This is a genomic window from Serinicoccus sp. JS2-9, from assembly GCF_059025165.1.
The window spans coordinates 161,065-178,996 of sequence record NZ_CM180091.1 but is presented as its reverse complement, the minus strand read 5'-3'; the positions used below and the strand labels follow the sequence as shown (position 1 = coordinate 178,996).

Annotated in this window: 16 protein-coding genes and 1 pseudogene; 7 read left to right on the top strand and 10 right to left on the bottom strand. The window is 72.8% G+C overall.

Going from position 1 to position 17,932, the window contains the following annotated elements; translation table 11 throughout:
- Nucleotides 1–173: 173 nt before the first annotated feature.
- Nucleotides 174–470: a WXG100 family type VII secretion target gene (locus AC5PYY_RS00905; protein ID WP_493897961.1), complete on the bottom strand. Its 297-nt coding sequence runs from the start codon at nt 468–470 to the stop codon at nt 174–176.
- A gap of 107 nt (nt 471–577) precedes the next feature.
- Between AC5PYY_RS00905 and AC5PYY_RS00900 the strand changes: the two genes are divergently transcribed.
- On the top strand, nt 578–1,369 hold the full coding sequence (locus tag AC5PYY_RS00900) for a DUF4031 domain-containing protein (protein ID WP_493897960.1): 792 nt from the start codon (nt 578–580) through the stop codon (nt 1,367–1,369).
- 393 nt (nt 1,370–1,762) lie between these two features.
- On the opposite strand, the gene AC5PYY_RS00895 is transcribed toward AC5PYY_RS00900, so the two are convergent.
- The 4 genes and pseudogenes from AC5PYY_RS00895 to AC5PYY_RS00880 form a co-directional block, all read right to left on the bottom strand.
- Nucleotides 1,763–1,906 (bottom strand): hypothetical protein, encoded by a 144-nt coding sequence (locus AC5PYY_RS00895; protein WP_493899405.1) that lies wholly within the window; start codon nt 1,904–1,906, stop codon nt 1,763–1,765.
- Between the two features lie 91 nt (nt 1,907–1,997).
- Nucleotides 1,998–2,084: pseudogene (locus AC5PYY_RS00890) on the bottom strand (DNA alkylation repair protein); the annotation flags it as partial.
- 79 nt (nt 2,085–2,163) lie between these two features.
- Complete coding sequence (locus AC5PYY_RS00885; RefSeq protein WP_493897959.1) at nt 2,164–2,832, bottom strand: HD domain-containing protein; 669 nt, start codon at nt 2,830–2,832, stop codon at nt 2,164–2,166.
- Nucleotides 2,829–3,269 (bottom strand): hypothetical protein, encoded by a 441-nt coding sequence (locus AC5PYY_RS00880; RefSeq protein WP_493897958.1) that lies wholly within the window; start codon nt 3,267–3,269, stop codon nt 2,829–2,831. Before AC5PYY_RS00880 ends, AC5PYY_RS00885 begins: the two co-directional genes overlap by 4 nt.
- Nucleotides 3,270–3,333: 64 nt before the next feature.
- Between AC5PYY_RS00880 and AC5PYY_RS00875 the strand changes: the two genes are divergently transcribed.
- From AC5PYY_RS00875 to AC5PYY_RS00865, 3 genes are read left to right on the top strand one after another with little or no spacing between them, the layout of a single operon-like run.
- A complete protein-coding gene (locus AC5PYY_RS00875; protein ID WP_493897957.1) occupies nt 3,334–4,314 on the top strand; it encodes a phosphotransferase family protein in 981 nt (326 codons plus the stop codon).
- A 52-nt stretch (nt 4,315–4,366) separates the two neighbouring features.
- Nucleotides 4,367–6,058, top strand: coding sequence for an NAD(P)/FAD-dependent oxidoreductase (locus AC5PYY_RS00870; RefSeq protein ID WP_493897956.1), 1,692 nt, complete (start codon nt 4,367–4,369; stop codon nt 6,056–6,058).
- Between the two features lie 44 nt (nt 6,059–6,102).
- A complete protein-coding gene (locus AC5PYY_RS00865) occupies nt 6,103–7,488 on the top strand; it encodes an adenylate/guanylate cyclase domain-containing protein (RefSeq protein ID WP_493897955.1) in 1,386 nt (461 codons plus the stop codon).
- A 14-nt stretch (nt 7,489–7,502) separates the two neighbouring features.
- On the opposite strand, the gene AC5PYY_RS00860 is transcribed toward AC5PYY_RS00865, so the two are convergent.
- Entirely contained in the window at nt 7,503–8,144 is a 642-nt protein-coding gene (locus AC5PYY_RS00860; protein ID WP_493897954.1) for a hypothetical protein, read from the bottom strand.
- 179 nt (nt 8,145–8,323) lie between these two features.
- Here AC5PYY_RS00860 and AC5PYY_RS00855 point away from each other — a divergent pair, with 179 nt between their 5' ends.
- The gene (locus tag AC5PYY_RS00855) at nt 8,324–9,322 is read left to right on the top strand and encodes a glycosyltransferase family 2 protein (protein ID WP_493897953.1); all 999 of its coding nucleotides are present in this window, start codon (nt 8,324–8,326) and stop codon (nt 9,320–9,322) included.
- 100 nt (nt 9,323–9,422) lie between these two features.
- Here AC5PYY_RS00855 and AC5PYY_RS00850 read toward each other — a convergent pair whose 3' ends face one another.
- Complete coding sequence (locus AC5PYY_RS00850; protein ID WP_493897952.1) at nt 9,423–11,495, bottom strand: HelD family protein; 2,073 nt, start codon at nt 11,493–11,495, stop codon at nt 9,423–9,425.
- 129 nt (nt 11,496–11,624) lie between these two features.
- Between AC5PYY_RS00850 and AC5PYY_RS00845 the strand changes: the two genes are divergently transcribed.
- On the top strand, nt 11,625–11,927 hold the full coding sequence (locus AC5PYY_RS00845) for an MTH1187 family thiamine-binding protein (RefSeq protein ID WP_493897951.1): 303 nt from the start codon (nt 11,625–11,627) through the stop codon (nt 11,925–11,927).
- 125 nt (nt 11,928–12,052) lie between these two features.
- Here the strand turns inward: AC5PYY_RS00845 and AC5PYY_RS00840 are convergent, their stop codons facing one another.
- The 3 genes from AC5PYY_RS00840 to AC5PYY_RS00830 all read right to left on the bottom strand — a co-directional run bounded on the left by AC5PYY_RS00840 (nt 12,053) and on the right by AC5PYY_RS00830 (nt 16,047).
- Nucleotides 12,053–13,318: an NRAMP family divalent metal transporter gene (locus AC5PYY_RS00840; RefSeq protein WP_493897950.1), complete on the bottom strand. Its 1,266-nt coding sequence runs from the start codon at nt 13,316–13,318 to the stop codon at nt 12,053–12,055.
- 197 nt (nt 13,319–13,515) lie between these two features.
- Nucleotides 13,516–14,700, bottom strand: coding sequence for a glycosyltransferase family 4 protein (locus tag AC5PYY_RS00835; RefSeq protein ID WP_493897949.1), 1,185 nt, complete (start codon nt 14,698–14,700; stop codon nt 13,516–13,518).
- Nucleotides 14,701–14,724: 24 nt separating this feature from the next.
- Complete coding sequence (locus AC5PYY_RS00830) at nt 14,725–16,047, bottom strand: NAD-dependent epimerase/dehydratase family protein (RefSeq protein WP_493897948.1); 1,323 nt, start codon at nt 16,045–16,047, stop codon at nt 14,725–14,727.
- A gap of 143 nt (nt 16,048–16,190) precedes the next feature.
- On the opposite strand from AC5PYY_RS00830, the gene AC5PYY_RS00825 reads away from it, so the two are divergent.
- Nucleotides 16,191–17,894 (top strand): ABC-F family ATP-binding cassette domain-containing protein, encoded by a 1,704-nt coding sequence (locus AC5PYY_RS00825; protein ID WP_493897947.1) that lies wholly within the window; start codon nt 16,191–16,193, stop codon nt 17,892–17,894.
- Nucleotides 17,895–17,932 lie beyond the last annotated feature (38 nt).

Here is a 17,932-nt window from a genome sequence, read left to right as displayed (position 1 = left end):
CCCTCCACTCGGAGGGGCCGCCCTGCTGTGCTGCGCTGCGACTGTCGCCGAATTCGACCACGGGTTCTCGCGCCATGGCGCGCCGAGCGGTGGTCGAATGTCCCGATCGGAGTCGCACACCGCGCGGCCGGTCACGGCATGTCGCGCGGCCGGTCACGGAATGTCGACGCGTCCTACTGCGGTGTGAAGCGCATCCGGTTGGTCTGCTCGACCAGCTCGTAGTCCTGGCCGGCGGTCCGCAGCGTCGTCGAGATCTGCTGCAGCGAGGCCCGGACCCGCTCCTGGGTCGCGCTCCAGTCCTGGGTCACGGCGTGGAAGTTGCCGGCCGCCGACCCGCGCCAGCAGTCCTGCAGGGCGTTGAGCTTGGCCATCATCGACCGGACCTCGGCCTCGATGCTCGCGCCGATCCGCTCGATGTCGCCCGAGGCCGCCGCGATCCGCGCGGTGTCGACGGCGAAGGTGTTGCTCATGGGTTCCCCTCCCTGGTGACGGCGGCCGGTCGGCCACCTCGTAGCCCCGACGCTAGGCCGGATCGGCTCCCGCCCGCAGAAGTTGTCCACAGGTAGGGTCGGCAACCATGACCGTCCTCGTCGACCCGCCGCTGTGGCCGGCCCACGGCCGGCTCTGGTCGCACGTCGCGAGCGACACCTCCTTGGTCGAGCTGCACGCCTTCGCCACCCGCGCCGGGATCCCGCGACGCTCCTTCGAGGGGGACCACTACGACATACCCGAGGAGCGGTATGCCGATGTCGTCGCCGCCGGCGCGACCCCGGTGAGCGGCACCGAGCTGGCGCGCAGACTGGCAGCCAGCGGGCTGCGCTTCCGCAAGCGCAAGGGCGAGCGCCCGCTGGCCCGGGTCGTCGACGGACTCCCCGCGGTGCCGGTGCCGCATGTGCTGGATGTGGTGGCCTCCCCGATCGAGCGCGAGCGGGCCGGCGCGGCCGTCGTGCTGATCCGATCCGGCGGGGACGAGCCGCGCGTGGTGCTGGTGCGCAACGCCTCGCGCGAGGGGTGGGACGTGCCCGGCGGCAAGGGGGAGCCGGGTGACGTGACCGCGCGCGATACGGCCGTCCGCGAGGTCGCCGAGGAGATCGGGGTGATGCTCGACCGCGAGGCCCTGGAGCCGGTCGGCTACGAGCGGATCAGGGTGTCCACCGAGCGGACTGTTGGGACGCTGGAGGTGGGAGACAACTACCTGCAGGTCTACACCGCACGGCTCCCGGGCCCACTCACGCTCACCCCGGACCTGGTCGAGGTGCTCGAGGCCGAGTGGGTGACCGAGTCCGTCGCCCGGCAGCGGTGCGGGGAGGCGCCCTGGTGGCCGCTGGCGCAATGGTGGTGGGCGCACGGACGGTGGTCGACCGCCTGACCCGCTCGCTCACCCACCCGTTCGGCTGAACCCGTGCCCAGGCAAGCGTTTACCGAGGTGCTCCAGGACTCCGGCGCCCGCCAGCCGGGCGGCACCGTGATCCGGCTCCTGCTGCGTCGACCCCGCCGACTGACGCTCGCGCTGGGAGCCTTCGTGCTCAAGGAGACGCCGGTGTGGGTCCTGCCGGTCATCACCGCGCGGGTCATCGACGTCGTCGCCGAGGGCGGCGAGGTGCGGGAGGTGCTCGGATGGTTCGCGCTCGCCCTGGCGCTGCTGGTCCAGCTACCCGAACCACCTCGTCTACGTCCGCAACTTCATGACCGTGGTGCGCGACACCGGGATGGAGCTGCGCCGGGCCATGGTGACCCACCTGCAGCGGCTGTCGATCGGCTATCACAGCAGGGTCAGCTCCTCGGTGGTCCAGACCAAGCTGGTGCGGGACGTGGAGAACGTCGAGCTCATGTTGCAGCAGCTCACCCACCCCCTGCTCTCCTCCACGACCGTGCTCCTGGGCGCTGTGACGATGACCGCGATCATGGTGCCGCAGTTCCTCCCGGTGTATGCCCTCCTCCCGGTGCGTGGCGCCGTCCCAGAGTGCGCGGAGACCTGCCTCCCAGGTCTGTCGGTCGGCGGGGGCATGCTGGCGCACGAGCGGGTCGACGATCCGCCGCAGCTCCGGGGAGGTGAGGCCGTAGAAGGGCAGGCTGGATTTCATGTAGGCCTGCTGGCCGACCGCGCGCTCGGCGTCGCCGGCCGACGCCAGGCCGGTGCGGATCCGCTCGACGAGCGCGACGTCATCCCCCACGCAGGTCCTCGATCTCCCGCGTCAGGTTGGTGCGGGCGCGCTCGGACCAGTGGGTATGCGCGTGGTCGGTGCGGTAGAGCCGCTCGCGCTGGGCGAAGGGCGCCATGATCGCGAGCCGGCCGGTGCGGAAGGCGTCGTCGGGGACGTGGGCGTACTCCGCGCGGACCTGCTCGCCGTAGGTCGCGTAGCGCTGCGGCGACGCGGAGAGGATCCACAGGTCGGCGTCGTGCATGGCGTCGAGGGCGGGGCGTCCTGCGGACCCTTCGTGGTCCAGCGTCATGAGGACCCCGCACTCGACCTCGTCGACAACGGCGTCGTCGACGCCGAGCCGGTGCAGGTGGTCGCGGGCGAGGGTGGCGCTGCGGTGCTCGTTGCTCCCGGGCGCCGCGCGCGGGTCGTAGGCGAGGTCGTGATACCACGCGATCGTGCGAGCCAGCAGCGCGTCGTCCGCGCCCATCGCCCCGGCCCGCGCGAGCTCGTCGAGCGCGGTCAGCACCTCGGTGAGGTGCTCGCTGGTGTGGTAGCGCCGCTGCGGCTCGGCCCAGCCGCGCAGCAGCAGCGAGCCCTCGGCCAGCCAGAGGTCACGTCCGGCGTCCGGCGCGAGCAGGGAGGCGTCGACGAGCCACCGGTCGAGCAGGGCCTCGGCGGGATGCGTCATGAGCGCGGCGCCCGCTGGTCGCGGACCTGGTCCCAGCGCCGCCGCAGCTGCCGGTCCTGCTGCGTGAATGCGGTGCGGACCCGGGTGCCGTCGCGCAGCAGGACCCACCAGACCTTGCGCTGCTTGTCGCCCCACACGGTGGTGACGTCCTCGACCTGGCTCCACGGGACCGGCCCGTGGCCGGGCAGCGTCAGCCCGTAGTCGTCCACGCGGACCGCCGTCTCGGGGCGGCGGGAGAGCCGGACCAGCGTCGCCGCCAGGAGGGTGAGCGAGAAGACGAGCCCCATCGCGGCGAGGACCCACCAGAAGATGGCGTCACCCTGCGCGCCGACGGCCTGGACCACCGCCAGCATCGTCATGAGGAAGGGTGGCACCACGCCGAGCCAGCCCCACCGTCCGCCGGGGACCAGCACCTCGCTGCTCTCGAGCTCTCGCACGCAGCCATCGTGGCACGGCCCGGCGCGCCCGGGCCGCAGCGGCGGCGCCTGAGAACATGGCCTCGTGATCCCGCCCCAGCTCGACGCCACCGACATCGGGCGTCTGGTCGCCGCCCACCCGCAGTGGTGGGAGGCGGCGGGGTATGCCGTCCCCGCCGGTGCGCCGGTCGTGTCGCTGCTCGGCCGCGGTGAGTCGTTCGTGGCGTGGCGCGTGGAGCCCGGCCTCGCGGTGCGGGTGCCGCACCGCCCGCTGCACGAGCTGCCGCTCGGTCTCGAGCCGGAGCTGGACCTGCTCACCCGGGTGCCCGACGGACTCGGCGCGCGACCGGTCGCCGTGCACGTGCCCACCGACGGCGACGACACGGCATACCTCGTGACGACGGCGGTCGAGGGAGAGGTGCTCGCCCCGGAGGCCTGGACCCAGGATCTCCTCGCGGCGCTGGCGCGCCAGCTGGCCCGGCTGCACGTCGAGGGTCGCATCGACGGGCTCCCGCCCGCCGACGACCCGGACCCGCTGCGGGCCGCGGAGTCGGCGCGGGGCTGGTGGCGCGAGCACCAGCCCGAGCACGCCGCGGCGCTCGAGCCGCTCTGGCCCGCCGTGCTCCGGCACCAGGACCGCGCGCGCCCCGCCTTCGCCGCCGCCGAGCAACGGCTGGTGCACGGCGACGCGTGCCTCACCAACGTGGTCGTCGCCGACGGCGTGCCCCGGCTCATCGACTGGGAGTGGGGCGGGATCGGCGACCCCGCGCACGACCTGGCCTTCGCCGGCGGCGCGGTCCACGCCCACCCGTGGTACGCCCCCATGACCGAGCAGCAGGTGCGCAGCCAGGCCGAGATCTATGCGGCCGAGCGCGACACGCTCGGGGCGCCGGTCGACCTGGAGCCGCTGCTGGCCCGCCGGGCGGCCTCGCTGGTGCACGAGACATTCTTCATCCAGCCGCACCTGCACCGGGTCGCGACCCTCGCGACCGACGAGGGGACGCGCACGACCTACCGCGAGGCCGCCGCGCAGCTGCACGACGGCCTCGAGCGGTGGATCGGCTGACCCCGCCCAGAATCCGCTGTCCTCCTGGCGTGGGAAGGACTACCATCGACCTATGGTCGCCCAGGGCTGGGGCGTACGCCCCGTGGTCCTGGTCGTGGACGCTGACGCCCCACGACTGGGTCGTGTCGAGACCGAGCTCGCGCGTGGCTTCGGCACGAGCTACCGGGTGCGCGGCGAGGTGAGTGCCGCCGACACCGTCCACCTGCTCCACGGGGCCGCCCGACGTGACGAGCAGGTCGCCCTGCTCTTCGTGGGCGACGGACTCCCGGACGACGACCGTGATGCCGTCCTGGCCGCCGCGCGGCACCACCATCCGGAGGCCAGACGGTGCCTGCTCGTGGACTGGGGTGCCTGGTCGGATCCGGCGGTGGCCGGGCTCATCCTGCGCGGCACCGCGGTCGGGGACCTGCACGCCTACGTGCTCCGACCGTGGACGGCCGGCGACGAGCTCTTCCAGCGGACCGTCGCCGAGGTCCTGCAGGACTGGTCGCGGACCGACCCGCGGACGAAGCGGGAGGTGGTGCTCGTCGGCGACCGGCACGCACCACGCGCCTTCGAGCTGAGCGACCTCCTGCACCGCAACCGCATTCCCTACGCCTTCCGCGCGATCGACACCGAGCGGGGGCGCCAGGCCCTCGCGGCCGCGCGGCCGGAGCACGACGGCGAGGTCGTCGTGTGGATGGCGGCGCTGGGTGGGCCGACCCTGGTGGACCCGACCGACGAAGAGGTGCTGGCGGCCTGGGGCATCCCCACCACCGTCGCCGACTCCCAGCGCGAGGTCGACCTGCTGGTGGTGGGTGCCGGACCCTCGGGGATCGCGGCCGCGGTCTACGGAGCCTCGGAGGGGCTGAGCACCCTGGTGGTGGAGCGGGTCGCGATCGGCGGTCAGGCCGGCACCAGCTCGCTCATCCGCAACTACCTCGGGTTCGCGCGCGGTATCAGCGGGTCCGAGCTCGCCCAGCGGGGCTACCAGCAGGCCTGGATCTTCGGGGCGCGCTTCGTGCTGAGCCGCGAGGTCCAGCGGCTGCAGCGGGAGGGCGGTGCCTTCCGGGCCACGGTCTCGGGTCAGGGCGAGGTCGTGGCGCACTCGGTCGTGCTCGCGTGCGGGGTGGCCTACCGGCGGCTGGGCGTCCCGTCCGTCGAGGAGCGCACCGGGCAGGGCGTCTACTACGGTGCCAGCGTCTCGGCGGCCCACGCCCTGGACGGCCTGGTCGCCGGGGTCGTCGGGGGTGGCAACTCCGCCGGGCAGGCGGTGCTGCAGCTCGCGCGCTACAGCAGCGCCGTCCACCTCGTCGTGCGGTCGCCCCGGCTGGAGGACACCATGTCGGCCTACCTGATCGAGGCTCTCGCCGGCGAGCCGGTGATCACGGTCCACCTGGGCGCCGAGATCACCGCGGCCGAGGGCGAGGGCCGGCTGGAACGCGTCCTGGTCACCGACCGCGCCACCGGCGTCAGCACCCCGGTCGACATGGACGGGCTCTTCGTCATGATCGGCGCGGAGCCGCACACGCAGTGGCTGCCCGACGACCTGCGGCGCGACCCGAGGGGCTTCGTGCTCACCGGGTCCGATGCCGTCGATCCGGGCGCCGGTGCGCTCCCACGTCCGCACGAGACCTCGGTGCCGGGGGTGTTCGCCGTCGGCGACGTGCGCAGCGGGTCGGTCAAGCGGGTCGCCTCCGCGGTGGGGGAGGGGTCGGTCGTCGTCTCCGAGGTGCATGAGCACCTCGCCGCCGCGTCGGGGTGAGCGGTATGCCGGCGCCCACCCTGCTCGAGACCGGCAGGTGACCGGTGCCCTCCGCGGTGCCCACCGTGCGTGCCGGGCAGCGGTCCGGACCGCTGCTCGGCGTGGCAGCGGCGTTGCTGCTGCCGTTCGCGGGTCTGGTGCTGCTGGTCGTCAGGCCGACGCTGGATCTGCGCTGGCAGCACCATCCGGCGCACTTCTGGCTCGTGATGGCGGCCGCCGCACTGTCGGCCGTCCTCGCCTGGGCCACCGGTGAGGCGGCGGCCCGCCGCGGCGACGCCCGGCTCCTGCACGTCTCGCTGGCCTTCCTCTCCTCGGCCGGCTTCCTGCTGCTGCACGCCCTGGCCACCCCAGGGGTGCTGCTGGCCGGCTCCAACCTCGGCTTCGCGCTCGCCACGCCGATCGGTGTGGCGATCGGGTCGATCTTCGCGCTGCGCTCCACCGCCGAGCCCAGTGACGAGGCCGTCGCGCGCGAGGTCATCCTGGGCCGCCGGCTCCGGGTGGCCCTGCTCGTGCTCATGCTGGTCTGGCTGGGGGTGTCGCTGGCCGGGCTGCCGCCCCTGGGGAGGGCGCCCACGGGTGCGGAGTCGCTGCCCGGCGTGGTCGCCCTGGGGGGTGTGGTGCTCTACCTCGCCGCAGCGGCGTCCTACGCGCGTCGGTGGCGCCACCGACGGGACCCGATGCTCCTCGCGGTGCTGGCGGCATACCTGCTCCTCGCCGAGGCCCTGGTGGCGATGGCGCTGGCCCGCAGCTGGCACCTGTCGTGGTGGGAGTGGCACGTGCTGCTGCTCACGGCCTTCGCGCTGGTCGCGGTGGGGGCGCGGCGCAGCTGGCGCGACGAGCGCTTCGGCGCCCTCTATCTGGAGGACACCCGCGCGGGCCGACGCGACATCAGCGTGCTATTCGCGGATCTGCAGGCCTTCACGACCTACTCCGAGGTGCATCCGCCCGACGAGGTCTCGGCGATGCTCGACGTGCAGCTGGGGGCCGCAGTCCCCGCCGTCGTGCGGCACGGCGGCGAGGTGGAGCAGATCATCGGGGACGCGCTCATGGTGACGTTCAACACCCGTGGCGACCAGCCCGACCACGCGGTGCGGGCGGCCCGGGCCGGCCTGTCCCTGCAGGAGGCGACGGCACCGCTGGCGGCGGCTCACCCCGACTGGCCGCGCTTCCGCGTCGGCGTCAACAGCGGCCCGGTCTCGCTGAGCCTGCTCGGGACCTCAGGTGGTCGGACTCGCACCGTCATCGGCGACACGGTCAACACCGCCTCCCGGATCGAGGGGCAGGCGCCGACGGGCGGCGTGGCCGTGAGCCGGTCCACGCTCGAGCGCCTGGACGGCGCACGCACCCGCCCCCTGGGCCAGCTGCGGCTCAAGGGGCGGGATGCGCCGGTCGAGACCGTCCAGGTGCTCGCCCTCGACGAGCCGTCCTGAGGTCCGTCGGTGACTCAGCGCCTGCCGAGCACCGACTCCGCCAGGTCGGAGAGCGCGTCGGCGAGCTCCTCGCGCGCGTCGTGCGCCTTGTCGGCAAGGCCGGAGACCGCGCCGCTGCCCTTCGCGCCGCCGGCGCCGACCGCGCTGCTCAGGCCGTGGCCGACCGAGCTGGCCGCGCCGGTCACGCCGCCGGCCACTGCGCCCGCGGCGTTGCTCACGCCGTCGGCCACGGACTCCGCCGCGTGCTTGGTGCCCGAGAGGAAGGACTGCATCGCCAGGGTGACGCCGGCACCGACCAGCCACACGTCCTTGGCCAGCCCGATGCCGTCCGGCGTGGGCCGGATGCCGTCCTCCTTGGTCATGCCCGGCGTGTTGAGGTAGAGGCCGGTGAGCCCGGCCCCGAACGCCGCGAGCGCGCCGCCGGCGACCGCCGACGGGACGGTGGGCAGCAGCAGCATCGCGCCGAGCCCGATCTCGCCGTAGGCCAGGGCCTTGGTGAAGTCGCCCGCCTTCATGTCCTTGAAGATCGGGTAGACGCTGGAGGCCCAGCCGTGCGTTTGCTCCTGCTCCTCCTCGGTGGCCTTGAGCTTGCCGATGCCGGAGTTGAGGATGAAGGCGCCGGTCGCGACGCGCAGGGGGACGTGGGTGGGGTGCATGCTCTCTCCTCATGGATGGGGAACGGTGCTTCGCCCTACGGTATGACGTCGCCCCAGGTGGTGCGACCCCGGAGGGGCACGGGGCGCGAGGGGTCGGTGCGGAGCCGGTGCCGACCGCCGCCCGCTGGGCGCGCGCCCGGTTAGGATCGGCGCACCGCCCACCCCCGAGCTGGAGCACCATGACCGCAGCCGAGCAGAGCGCCCTGGCGCTCTCCGTCGTCGTGCCGATGTACGACGAGCAGGACGTCCTGCCGCTCTTCGTGCAGCGGCTGCGTCCGGTGCTGGACGCGGTGGCGGCGGACGGGCTGGACTACGAGGTCCTCGTGGTCGACGACGGCAGCACCGACGCGACACCCGTTCTGCTGCAACGCGAACGGCATACCTGGCCGCAGCTGCGGGTGGTGCGGCTGCGTGCCAACGCCGGGCACCAGGCCGCGATCTCGGCCGGGCTGGAGCGGGCGCGCGGAGAGCTGGTCGTCACCATCGACGCCGACCTGCAGGACCCGCCCGAGCTCGTGGCCGACATGGTGCGGCTGGCGCGGGAGCAGGGGCTGGACGTCGTCTACGCCGTGCGCGACGACCGCTCGACCGACACGCGCTTCAAACGGGTCACGGCCAGTGGCTACTACGACACGATGCGGCGGCTGGGCGCCGACCACGGCCCGGCGCAGGCGGGCGACTTCCGGCTCATGTCGCGGGCGACGGTCGATGCGGTCACGGCTCTGCCGGAGCACCACCGGGTGCTGCGGTTGGTCGTGCCGTCGCTGGGGTTCCCGTCGGGGGTGCTGACCTACCGGCGCGATGCGCGGGCTGCCGGCGCGTCGAAGTACCCGCTCTCGCGCATGGTCCGGCTCGCCGTCGACTCGATCACGGGGGCGAGCATCGCGCCGCTGCGGCTCGCGACCTGGCTGGGGTTCGTCGGTGCGGCCGTGGCGCTGGGGCTGCTCGTCTACGCCCTGGTCGGGTATGCCGTCGGGCTCAACGTCCCCGGCTGGACCTCCACCTTCATGGTGGTGACGGCGGTCGGCGGGGTGCAGCTGCTGTGCCTCGGGATCCTGGGGGAGTACGTCGGCCGGACCTACACGATGCAGCTGGACCGGCCGACCTACTACGTGGCGCACGACAGTCTGGCTCAGGAGCAGGCGTCCGAGCCGCCGGCTCCCTCCCCACCAGAGTGACCACGGGATAGCAGGACCATCATCGGGACGTGTGCCGATGAAGGTCGTGCTATCCCATGCTCACTCCTGGCGGGGCAGGCCGAAAGCTCCGAAGACCGGGTCAGGCCAGAGGTCCCGGCAGCGGCTGGGCGTGGACCACGGTGAGGCCGCTGACGGCGCGGGTGAGGACGACGTAGAGCCGCCGCAGCCCGGTGCGTTCGTCCGGCTCGGCCGCGGCGATCGCGGCCGGCTCGACCACGACGACCTGGTCGAACTCCAGCCCCTTGGCGACGGTCGCCGGGATGAGGAAGACGCGGACTCGGACCCCACCCTCGGCAGCGTGCGCGCCGTCGAGCACCTCGTGCTCCACGTCGGCTCCGCGCAGTGCCCGGGAGACGTCGTCGAGACGTGCGTCCGGCACGATGACACCGACCGAGCCCTCCTGTGCCGCAGCAGATCTCGTCGCCTCGACCGCTCCGGCGACTGCTTCCTCCACGGGTATGACGTCCAGTCGCCCGGGGTGCGAGCGCACCGACTCCGGCGGCGCCAGGTCGGGGGCGATCGCCGGGAGGAGACGCGCGGCATACTCGATGACCGAGGAGGGCACGCGGAAGCCGCGCACGAGCTCCTCCAGGTGGGTGCTGGTCGCCGCGAGGTCCTTGCCGAGGTGCTGCAGCGACTCCTCCCAGCTCGCCGTCGACCACGGCGTCGTGCCCTGCGCCAGGTCGCCGAGCACGGTGAGCGAGCCGGTGGAGGCGCGGCGGCCAACGGCACGCAGCTGCATGGGGGAGAGGTCCTGCGCCTCGTCGAGCACGACGTGGCCCAGGCTCGGGGTCCGCTCGACCAGGTCGGTGAGCTCATCGAGCAGGACCAGGTCGGCGACGCTCCACCGGGCGCTGCCGGCCGTGCGCGGCGGGGTGCCCCAGACCATCGCCTGCTGGTCGTCGGCCAGGTGCTCGCCGGTCGACAGCAGGTGCGCGAGGACCGCAGTCGGCTTGGCCTCGGGCCAGACCTGCTTGACGTAGGCCTTCACGGGCGCCGAGCGGGCCACCGTGTCCTGCACCCGGTCGTCCGGGGAGTCGCCGGAGCGCTCCATCGCCACCATGACCGCGTGCGCGAGGCGCTGGTGCAGCATCGCCCGGGCAGCGGCATACCCCACGCCGCGGGAGCGCAACTCGTCGAGCATGTCCTGCACCTCGTAGGCCGGCACCCGCCACTTGCGTGACCCGCGCGGCACCACGAGCGCCTCGGTCGCGGGCCGGACCTGCGCCCAGAGCGCGTCGCGGAGCACGTCGGCCATCCGGGCCTGGCCCTTGAGTCGCGCCACCTCGGAGCTGTCCACCGCGCGGACCCGGCCGTGCCCGGCGACGAGATCCTCCACCGTGGTGTGCCGGACGCTGACCTCCCCGAGCGAGGGCAGCACCGCGCCGACGTGCTCGAGGAAGGCCCGGTTGGGCCCGATGACCAGGACGCCGGAGCGGGCCAGCCGGTCGCGGAAGGCGTAGAGGAGCCAGGCGGCGCGGTGCAGCCCCACCGCGGTCTTCCCGGTGCCCGGCGCACCCTGGACGCATAGCGTGGTGGTGACGTCGGCGCGGACGATCTCGTCCTGCTCGGGTTGGATGGTGGCGACGATGTCGCGCATCGGGCCGATCCGGGGGCGCTCGATCTCGCGGGTCAGAATGCTGCTCGCTTCTGGGTCCGTCGCCGCGTCACCGTGCCTGTCCGCCCCAGCCTCGGCCGCGTCGCCGCTGAGGCGCTCGTCCTCCAGCGCGGTGATCTGTCCGTCCTCGATCCCGAAGCGCCGCCGCAGCTCGACGCCCATCGGGTCGGCGGTGCTGGCGCGGTAGAACGGGGTCGACACCCCGGCGCGCCAGTCGATGACGACCGGTTCGCCCTCGGCGTCCGAGACGTGGCGGCGGCCGATGTAGAGCCGCTCGCCGGGGGCCGCGTCGCCACCGGTGGGTGCCATGTCCAGGCGGCCGAAGAAGAGGGTCGTGCCCGGGTCGTCCTGCAGTGCCTTGGCCCGCAGCCACAGCGTCTGGGCCAGCGCCTCACCCGCCAGAGCGTCGCCGCCGTCCGCGGTCAGCGACAGCGTGTGCTCACGCATCCGGCCCAGCTCGGTGCGGGCGCGCGCGAGGTGCGCCTGCTCGGCGGCGAGCTCGGCGGCGGGGTCGGTGGAGCGGCGAACAGGCATGGCGGCATACCTCTGCGGGCGAAGGAAGGAGGAGGAGGCGTGAGTCTACGCCCGGACAGCCGATCTGGCGACGTCACGCCATCGGCAGGCCCCTGATGTGACGGGATCTCACGGCGCTAGCGTGGGCCCATGCTCTTCGCCTTCTCTGTCGCCCCCACGGCCGCCGACGAGTCGGGGTCGGTCAGCGCCGCTGTGGCCGACGCCATCCGGGTGGTCCGCGACTCCGGTCTGCCCTACGAGCTGACCTCGATGTTCACCACGATCGAAGGGGAGTGGGACGAGGTGATGCCGGTCATCAAGGCGGCCTGCGACGCCGTCGCGGCGCACGCGCCCCGCGTCTCGCTCGTGGTCAAGGCCGACCTGCGTCCGGGGTATGCCGGTCAGCTCACCGAGAAGGTCGAGCGGGTCAACGCCCACCTCGACGCCGATTGATCACCGGCCCCGCCGTCCGCCGAGCCCCCGGCCATCAGAGCTTTTCGACGATGGGTTTTCGCGCCATGGCACGACAACCCATGGTCGACAACGTCGGTCAGTCAGGGAACGTCGGTCAGAGCACCTCAGAGGAAGCCGGTGAGCGAGGCCAAGAAGAGCACCGCGAAGCCGGCCAGGAACGCTAGGCCGAGGTAGGACAGCACCCGCATCGCCCCGGACAGCTGCTTCTCGCTGCGGATGATCGAGAAGTTGAGCCAGGCGAAGACGGGCGCGGTGAGGAAGGCGCTGATCATCGCGAAGCGCAGCATCCCGGCCAGCTCGGCGCTCATGAAGATGACGATGACCAGCGCGACCACCGAGATCCCCGTGATCCACAGGTCCTTGTTCCTTCGGCTCATCTCCTGCTGCCCGCGGATCAGCCGCAGCGACTCGGCGGCGGCCCGGGCGTACCCGTCGACCACCGAGATGACGGTGCCGAACATGCAGGCGAAGGCGATGATCCCCATGAGCGGCACCGCCCACTGCCCGATCGCCGCGCCATACATGCTCATGAGCTGCGGGATGTAGGCGCCGCCGGCCATCTCCAGCTCCTGGCCGCTGCCGTACTGGACCAGCACCCCCAGCCCGATGAAGAAGACCGCGAGCACGGTGGACACGACATACCCGGTGTTGAAGTCGAAGAGCACATCCTTGACCGCGAGCCGGCGCCCCTGCGCCTTGGCCTTGACCCACAGCGAGTTGAGCGCGCTGATCTCGATCGGGGCGGGCATCCAGCCGATGACGGCGACGAGGAAGGGCAGGGTCGCCAGGGTCCAGGGTGACGGGTCCTCGAAGCCCGGCTGCCGCACCGGCCCCTGGCTCGCGGCCATGATCACCGCCGCCACGGTCGAGAGCGCCAAGGTCACCATGATGATCTTGGTGACACCGTCGAGCGCCGTGTAGTGACCCCCCACCAGCAGCACCCAGGTCACGCCCAGCACGATCGCCGCCAGCACCGGCACGCCCACACCCCACGACGCGGGCAGCAGGAAGCTCAGGATCACGGTGCACAGCAGCAGCACGCCCGCGGTCGAGATGACCGAGCTCACCGCGGCGAGCACGAAGAACACCCAGAGGTATGCCTTCCCGCGCCGCGCGTAGCCCTCGACCAGGCTGCGGCCGGTCTCGGCGGCATACTGCGGCCCGAACCGGAAGAAGGGGTACTTCAGCACGTTGGCGAGCACGATGAGCCAGGCCAACTGCCAGCCGAACAGCGCACCCGCCTGGGTGGAGGAGATGAGGTGGGAGGCGCCGATCGCGGCGGAGGCGGCGAGCAGCCCCGGCCCGAGCGCCGCCCACCGCCCGCCCCACGTCGATCGTGTCGGTGCCTGTGCATCCCCCTCGATGACCATGTCGCTGACGCTAGCACCACCGGCTGACAGGCCGCCCGACTCAGAGATCGCGGCCTTCACCCAGACCTGTGCACGCTCCGATGACCGGTGCATAAGCTATGCGGTGTGCACAGGTCAATCTGGCGTGCACAGGTCGGTGGGGACCAGCAGTTGGTGGCTTGCACAGGTCAATCTGGCGTGCACAGGTCGGTGGGGGCTCAGAGGTCGCGGTGCTGGCGGGCGCGCAGCGCCTTGACCATCGGCGCGCGCCCCACGTGCCGTTCCACTGCCAGGTGGTATGACGTCACGAGCGACTCCGTCGACGCGCGCCAGCTGTGCCGCTCGGCGTCGGCGCGTGCGGCCTCCCCGAGGCGCGTCGCCAACCCGGGCTCCAGGAGCACCCGGCGCAACCGGTCGGCATACCCCTGCGTGTCGCCGGGCTCGACGAGGAAGCCGGTGACGCCATCGTCGATGACGAACGGGATCCCGCCGGCGCGGGCGCCGACGACCGGCACCCCGCTGGCCATCGACTCCAGCGCGACCAGCCCGAGCGTCTCGGTGGTCGAGGGGAAGGCGAAGACGTCCGCCGAGGCGTAGGCCGCCGCCAGCTCCTCGCCCGCGAGATAGCCGGTGAAGACCGTCGGCGTCCCGGCGAAGAGCTCCTCCAGCTCGCGCCTCCCCGGCCCGGAGCCGACGAAGGCCATCCGCACCCCCTCGGGCGCGAGCGCCCGGATCGGCTCCAGCAGCTGGTCGAGATCCTTCTCCCGCGACAGCCGCCCGACATAGAGCACGAGCGGCGCGTCCGGGTGCCCGTCGGTGAGCCGCTCGCGCATCTCCTGGGTCCGGCGGGAGGGGCAGTAGCCGTCCGTGTCGACCGCCTTCGGCCACAGGTCGACGTCGCGGATGCCGACCTCGCGGGCCCGCTCGACCATCTGCTGCGACGTGCACAGGTTGACCTCGGCGAGGTTGTGCATCCCGGTGATCCAGGCTTGGCTCGGCGCGCGCAGCAGCCAGAGCCCGTTGCCCAGCCTGGTCGTGTACGACGGCACGTCGGTGTGGAAGCTCGCGAGCAGCGGCAGGTTGCGCCGCCGCGCCGAGAGCACGCCGTACGCCGCGAGCCACACCGGGTTGACCGCGTGCACGATGTCGGGTGAGAAGGCCTGCATCTCGCGGGCGATCCGCGCGGTGGGGAGGCCGACCTTGATCTCGGGATACCACGGCTGGAACGACACCGACCGCACCGTCACCACCCGGTGCGGGCCGTAGTGCGTCGGCGGCTGCCCGGGCGCGAAGACCAGGGCGGTATGCCCGAGGTCCGCCAGCTGGTCGAGGGTGCGGGTCACGCGGGTGACGACGCCGTCGACCTTGGGGAGGAAGACCTCGGTGAAGAGCGCGATGCGCATCGTGGGGTATGCCGTCGCTCGCGCTCAGGCGCTCCGCTCGGCCCGGGTGTCGGCGGGCTCCGGCGCGGAGTCCGTGGGTGCCTCCGACTCGCGTCCCGGAGCAGAGACTGACGCCACCCCCGAGGCGGGCTCCGGCGCAGTCCCCGAGGCGGCCTCCCGCGAGGCCGGCACGCCCGGCTGCTGCTCGCGGGTCCAGGTCGAGGTGCACGGGATGGTGTCCAGGTCGGCGCGGTGCGCGTAGCGCCGGGCGACGTCCTCGACCTCCATGAGCAGCCCCTCCTCGAGCAGCGTGGGCTCCAGGCCCAGGTCGAGGAAGGTCTCGTTGCGGACGTGCAGCTCGTTCTCCGCCGCCTCGTGCCGCGGGTTGGGCACCAGCTCGACCTGCGCGTCGCTGATCCGGGCGACCAGCTCGGCGAGGTCGCGGACCCGGTGCGTCTGGGTCATCTGGTTGAAGATCTTGACCTGGTCGCCGCGGGCGGGCGGGTTCTCCAGCGCGATCTGCACGCAGCGGGCCATGTCGCGCAGGTGGATGAAGGCGCGGGTCTGGCCGCCGGTGCCGTGCACGGTGAGCGGATAGCCGACCGCCGCCTGCATGAGGAAGCGGTTGAGCACCGTGCCGTAGTCGCCGTCGTAGTCGAAGCGGTTGATGAGCCGCTCGTCGCGCAGCGTCTGCTCGGTGTGGGTCCCCCAGATGATGCCCTGGTGCAGGTCGGTGATCCGCAGGGCGTCGTTCTTGGCGTAGTAGGCGAAGAGCTGCTGGTCCAGGCACTTGGTCATGTGGTAGACCGAGCCCGGGTTGGTGGGGTAGAGGATCTTCTGGTCCACCCGCGAGCCGTCCTCACCCACGATCTGGACGTCGAGGTAGCCCTCGGGAATCGCCATACCTGCCGTGCCGTAGCCGTAGACGCCCATGGTGCCGAGATGCACGAGGTGCGCGTCGAGCTCGGTCTCGACCAGCGCGCAGAGCAGGTTGTGCGTGGCGTTGGTGTTGTTGTCGACGGTGTAGCGCTTGTGCGCCGGCGACTTCATCGAGTAGGGCGCGGACCGCTGCTCGGCGAAGTGCACGATCGCCGCGGGCTCCTCCTCGCGCAATAGGCCGACCAGCCCGTCGTAGTCCTGCGCGACGTCGAGCTCGACGAAGCGGATCGGGCGCCCGCCGACCTCCTCCCAGGCCGCGAGCCGCTCCTGCACCGACGCGATCGGGGTGAGCGAGGAGGCCCCCAGCTCCTCGTCGATGCGTCGACGGATGAGGTTGTCGACGATCACCACGTCGTGGCCGAGGTCGGACAGGTGCAGCGCTGCGGGCCAGCCGCAGAAGCCGTCACCGCCGAGCACAGCGATCTTCACGGGGACTCCTTGCCGTCGGGTGGACGCCAGGGACGGGCGTCCGGGGCGTCCGGGGTCAAGGTATCAATGCCGCATGACCGAGGTCTGTCGGTGGACCGAAATACGCTTGGGCTTCGGCGCACTGGCCCGCGACACTAGGAGGCATGGGCCACGTCGACGTCTCCGGTGTCGGCTTCACCCTTCCCGACGGGCGGCCGCTGCTGCGCGACATCGGGCTGCGGGTGGGCGAGGGTGCCCGGGTGGCGCTGGTGGGGCCCAACGGGAGCGGCAAGACGACGCTGGTGCGGATGGTGGCCGGCGAGCTGCGCCCGCACGAGGGGTCGATCTCGCGCGCCGGCGGACTGGGGGTGATGCCGCAGTTCATCGGCACCATGGGCCGGGACGTCGCGGCCGGGCAGGAGCCGCCGACGGTGCGCGACCTGCTCGTCTCCGTCGCGCCCCCGCGGATCCGGACCGCCGCCGAGGCGCTGGAGCGCGCCGAGCTGGCGATCATGACCGTCGACGACGAGCCGTCCCAGCTGGCCTACGCCCAGGCGCTCGCCGACTGGGCCGACGTCGGCGGCTACGACCAGGAGACGCTGTGGGACGTCTGCACGGTGGCGGCGCTCGGTATGCCGTTCGAGCGCGCCCAGTGGCGCAGCACCGAGACCCTGTCCGGGGGTGAGCAGAAACGGCTGGCGCTGGAGGCGTTGCTGCGCGGACCGGATGAGGTACTCCTGCTTGACGAGCCGGACAACTACCTCGACGTGCCGGCCAAGCGCTGGCTCGAGGAGCAGCTGCGGGCGAGCGCCAAGACGGTGCTGCTCGTGAGCCACGACCGCGAGCTGCTGGCCCAGGTCGCCACCCGGGTGGCCACGCTGGAGCCGGGCTCCGCAGGCAGCATCCTGTGGGTCCACCCGGGCAGCTTCGCGACCTGGCATCAGGCGCGCGAGGAGCGCAACGCCGGGCTGGAGGAGGCGCGGCGCCGCTGGGACGAGGAGCACGCCAAGCTGCGCGCCCTCATGCTGCGCTACAAGGCCAAGGCCGCCTACAACTCCGACATGGCCAGCCAGTACCACGCCGCCCAGACCCGGCTGCGCCGCTTCGAGGAGGCCGGGCCGCCCGAGGCCGTGGCCCACGGGCAGCGGGTGCGGATGCGGCTGCGCGGCGGCCGCACCGCCAAGCGCGCCGTGATCTGCGAGCGATTGGAGCTGACCGGGCTCATGCGCCCGGTCGACCTCGAGGTCTGGTTCGGCGACCGGGTGGCCGTGCTCGGCTCCAACGGCTCGGGCAAGTCCCACTTCCTGCGGCTCCTCGCGCGCGGGGGCTCCGACCCCGAGCCCGAGCACCGCCCGGTCGGCGGCATGGTGCCGGGCGAGGTGCGGCATACCGGGATCGCGCGGCTCGGTGCCCGCGTGCGGCCGGGGTGGTTCGCGCAGACGCACGACCACCCGGCGCTGGTCGGGCGGACGCTGCTGGAGATCCTGCACCGGGGCGACGAGCACCGCCGCGGTATGCCGCAGGAGGAGGCCGCGCGGGCGCTGGACCGCTACGAGCTGGCGCGGGCGGGGGAGCAGACCTTCGAGTCGCTCTCCGGCGGGCAGCAGGCCCGGCTGCAGATCCTGCTGCTGGAGCTCTCCGGCGCGACGCTGCTGCTGCTCGACGAGCCGACCGACAACCTCGACCTGCACTCCGCCGAGGCGCTCCAGGCCGGGCTGGAGGCCTTCGACGGCACGGTCGTCGCGGTGACGCACGACCGGTGGTTCGCCGACTCCTTCGACCGGTTCGTCGTCTTCGGTGCCGACGGGACGGTGCGGGAGAGCGACGAGCCGGTCTGGGACGAGGGCCGCGTCGCCCGGGCCCGCTGACCGATCCGCCTCAACCACCTGGCCGATCCACCCCAACC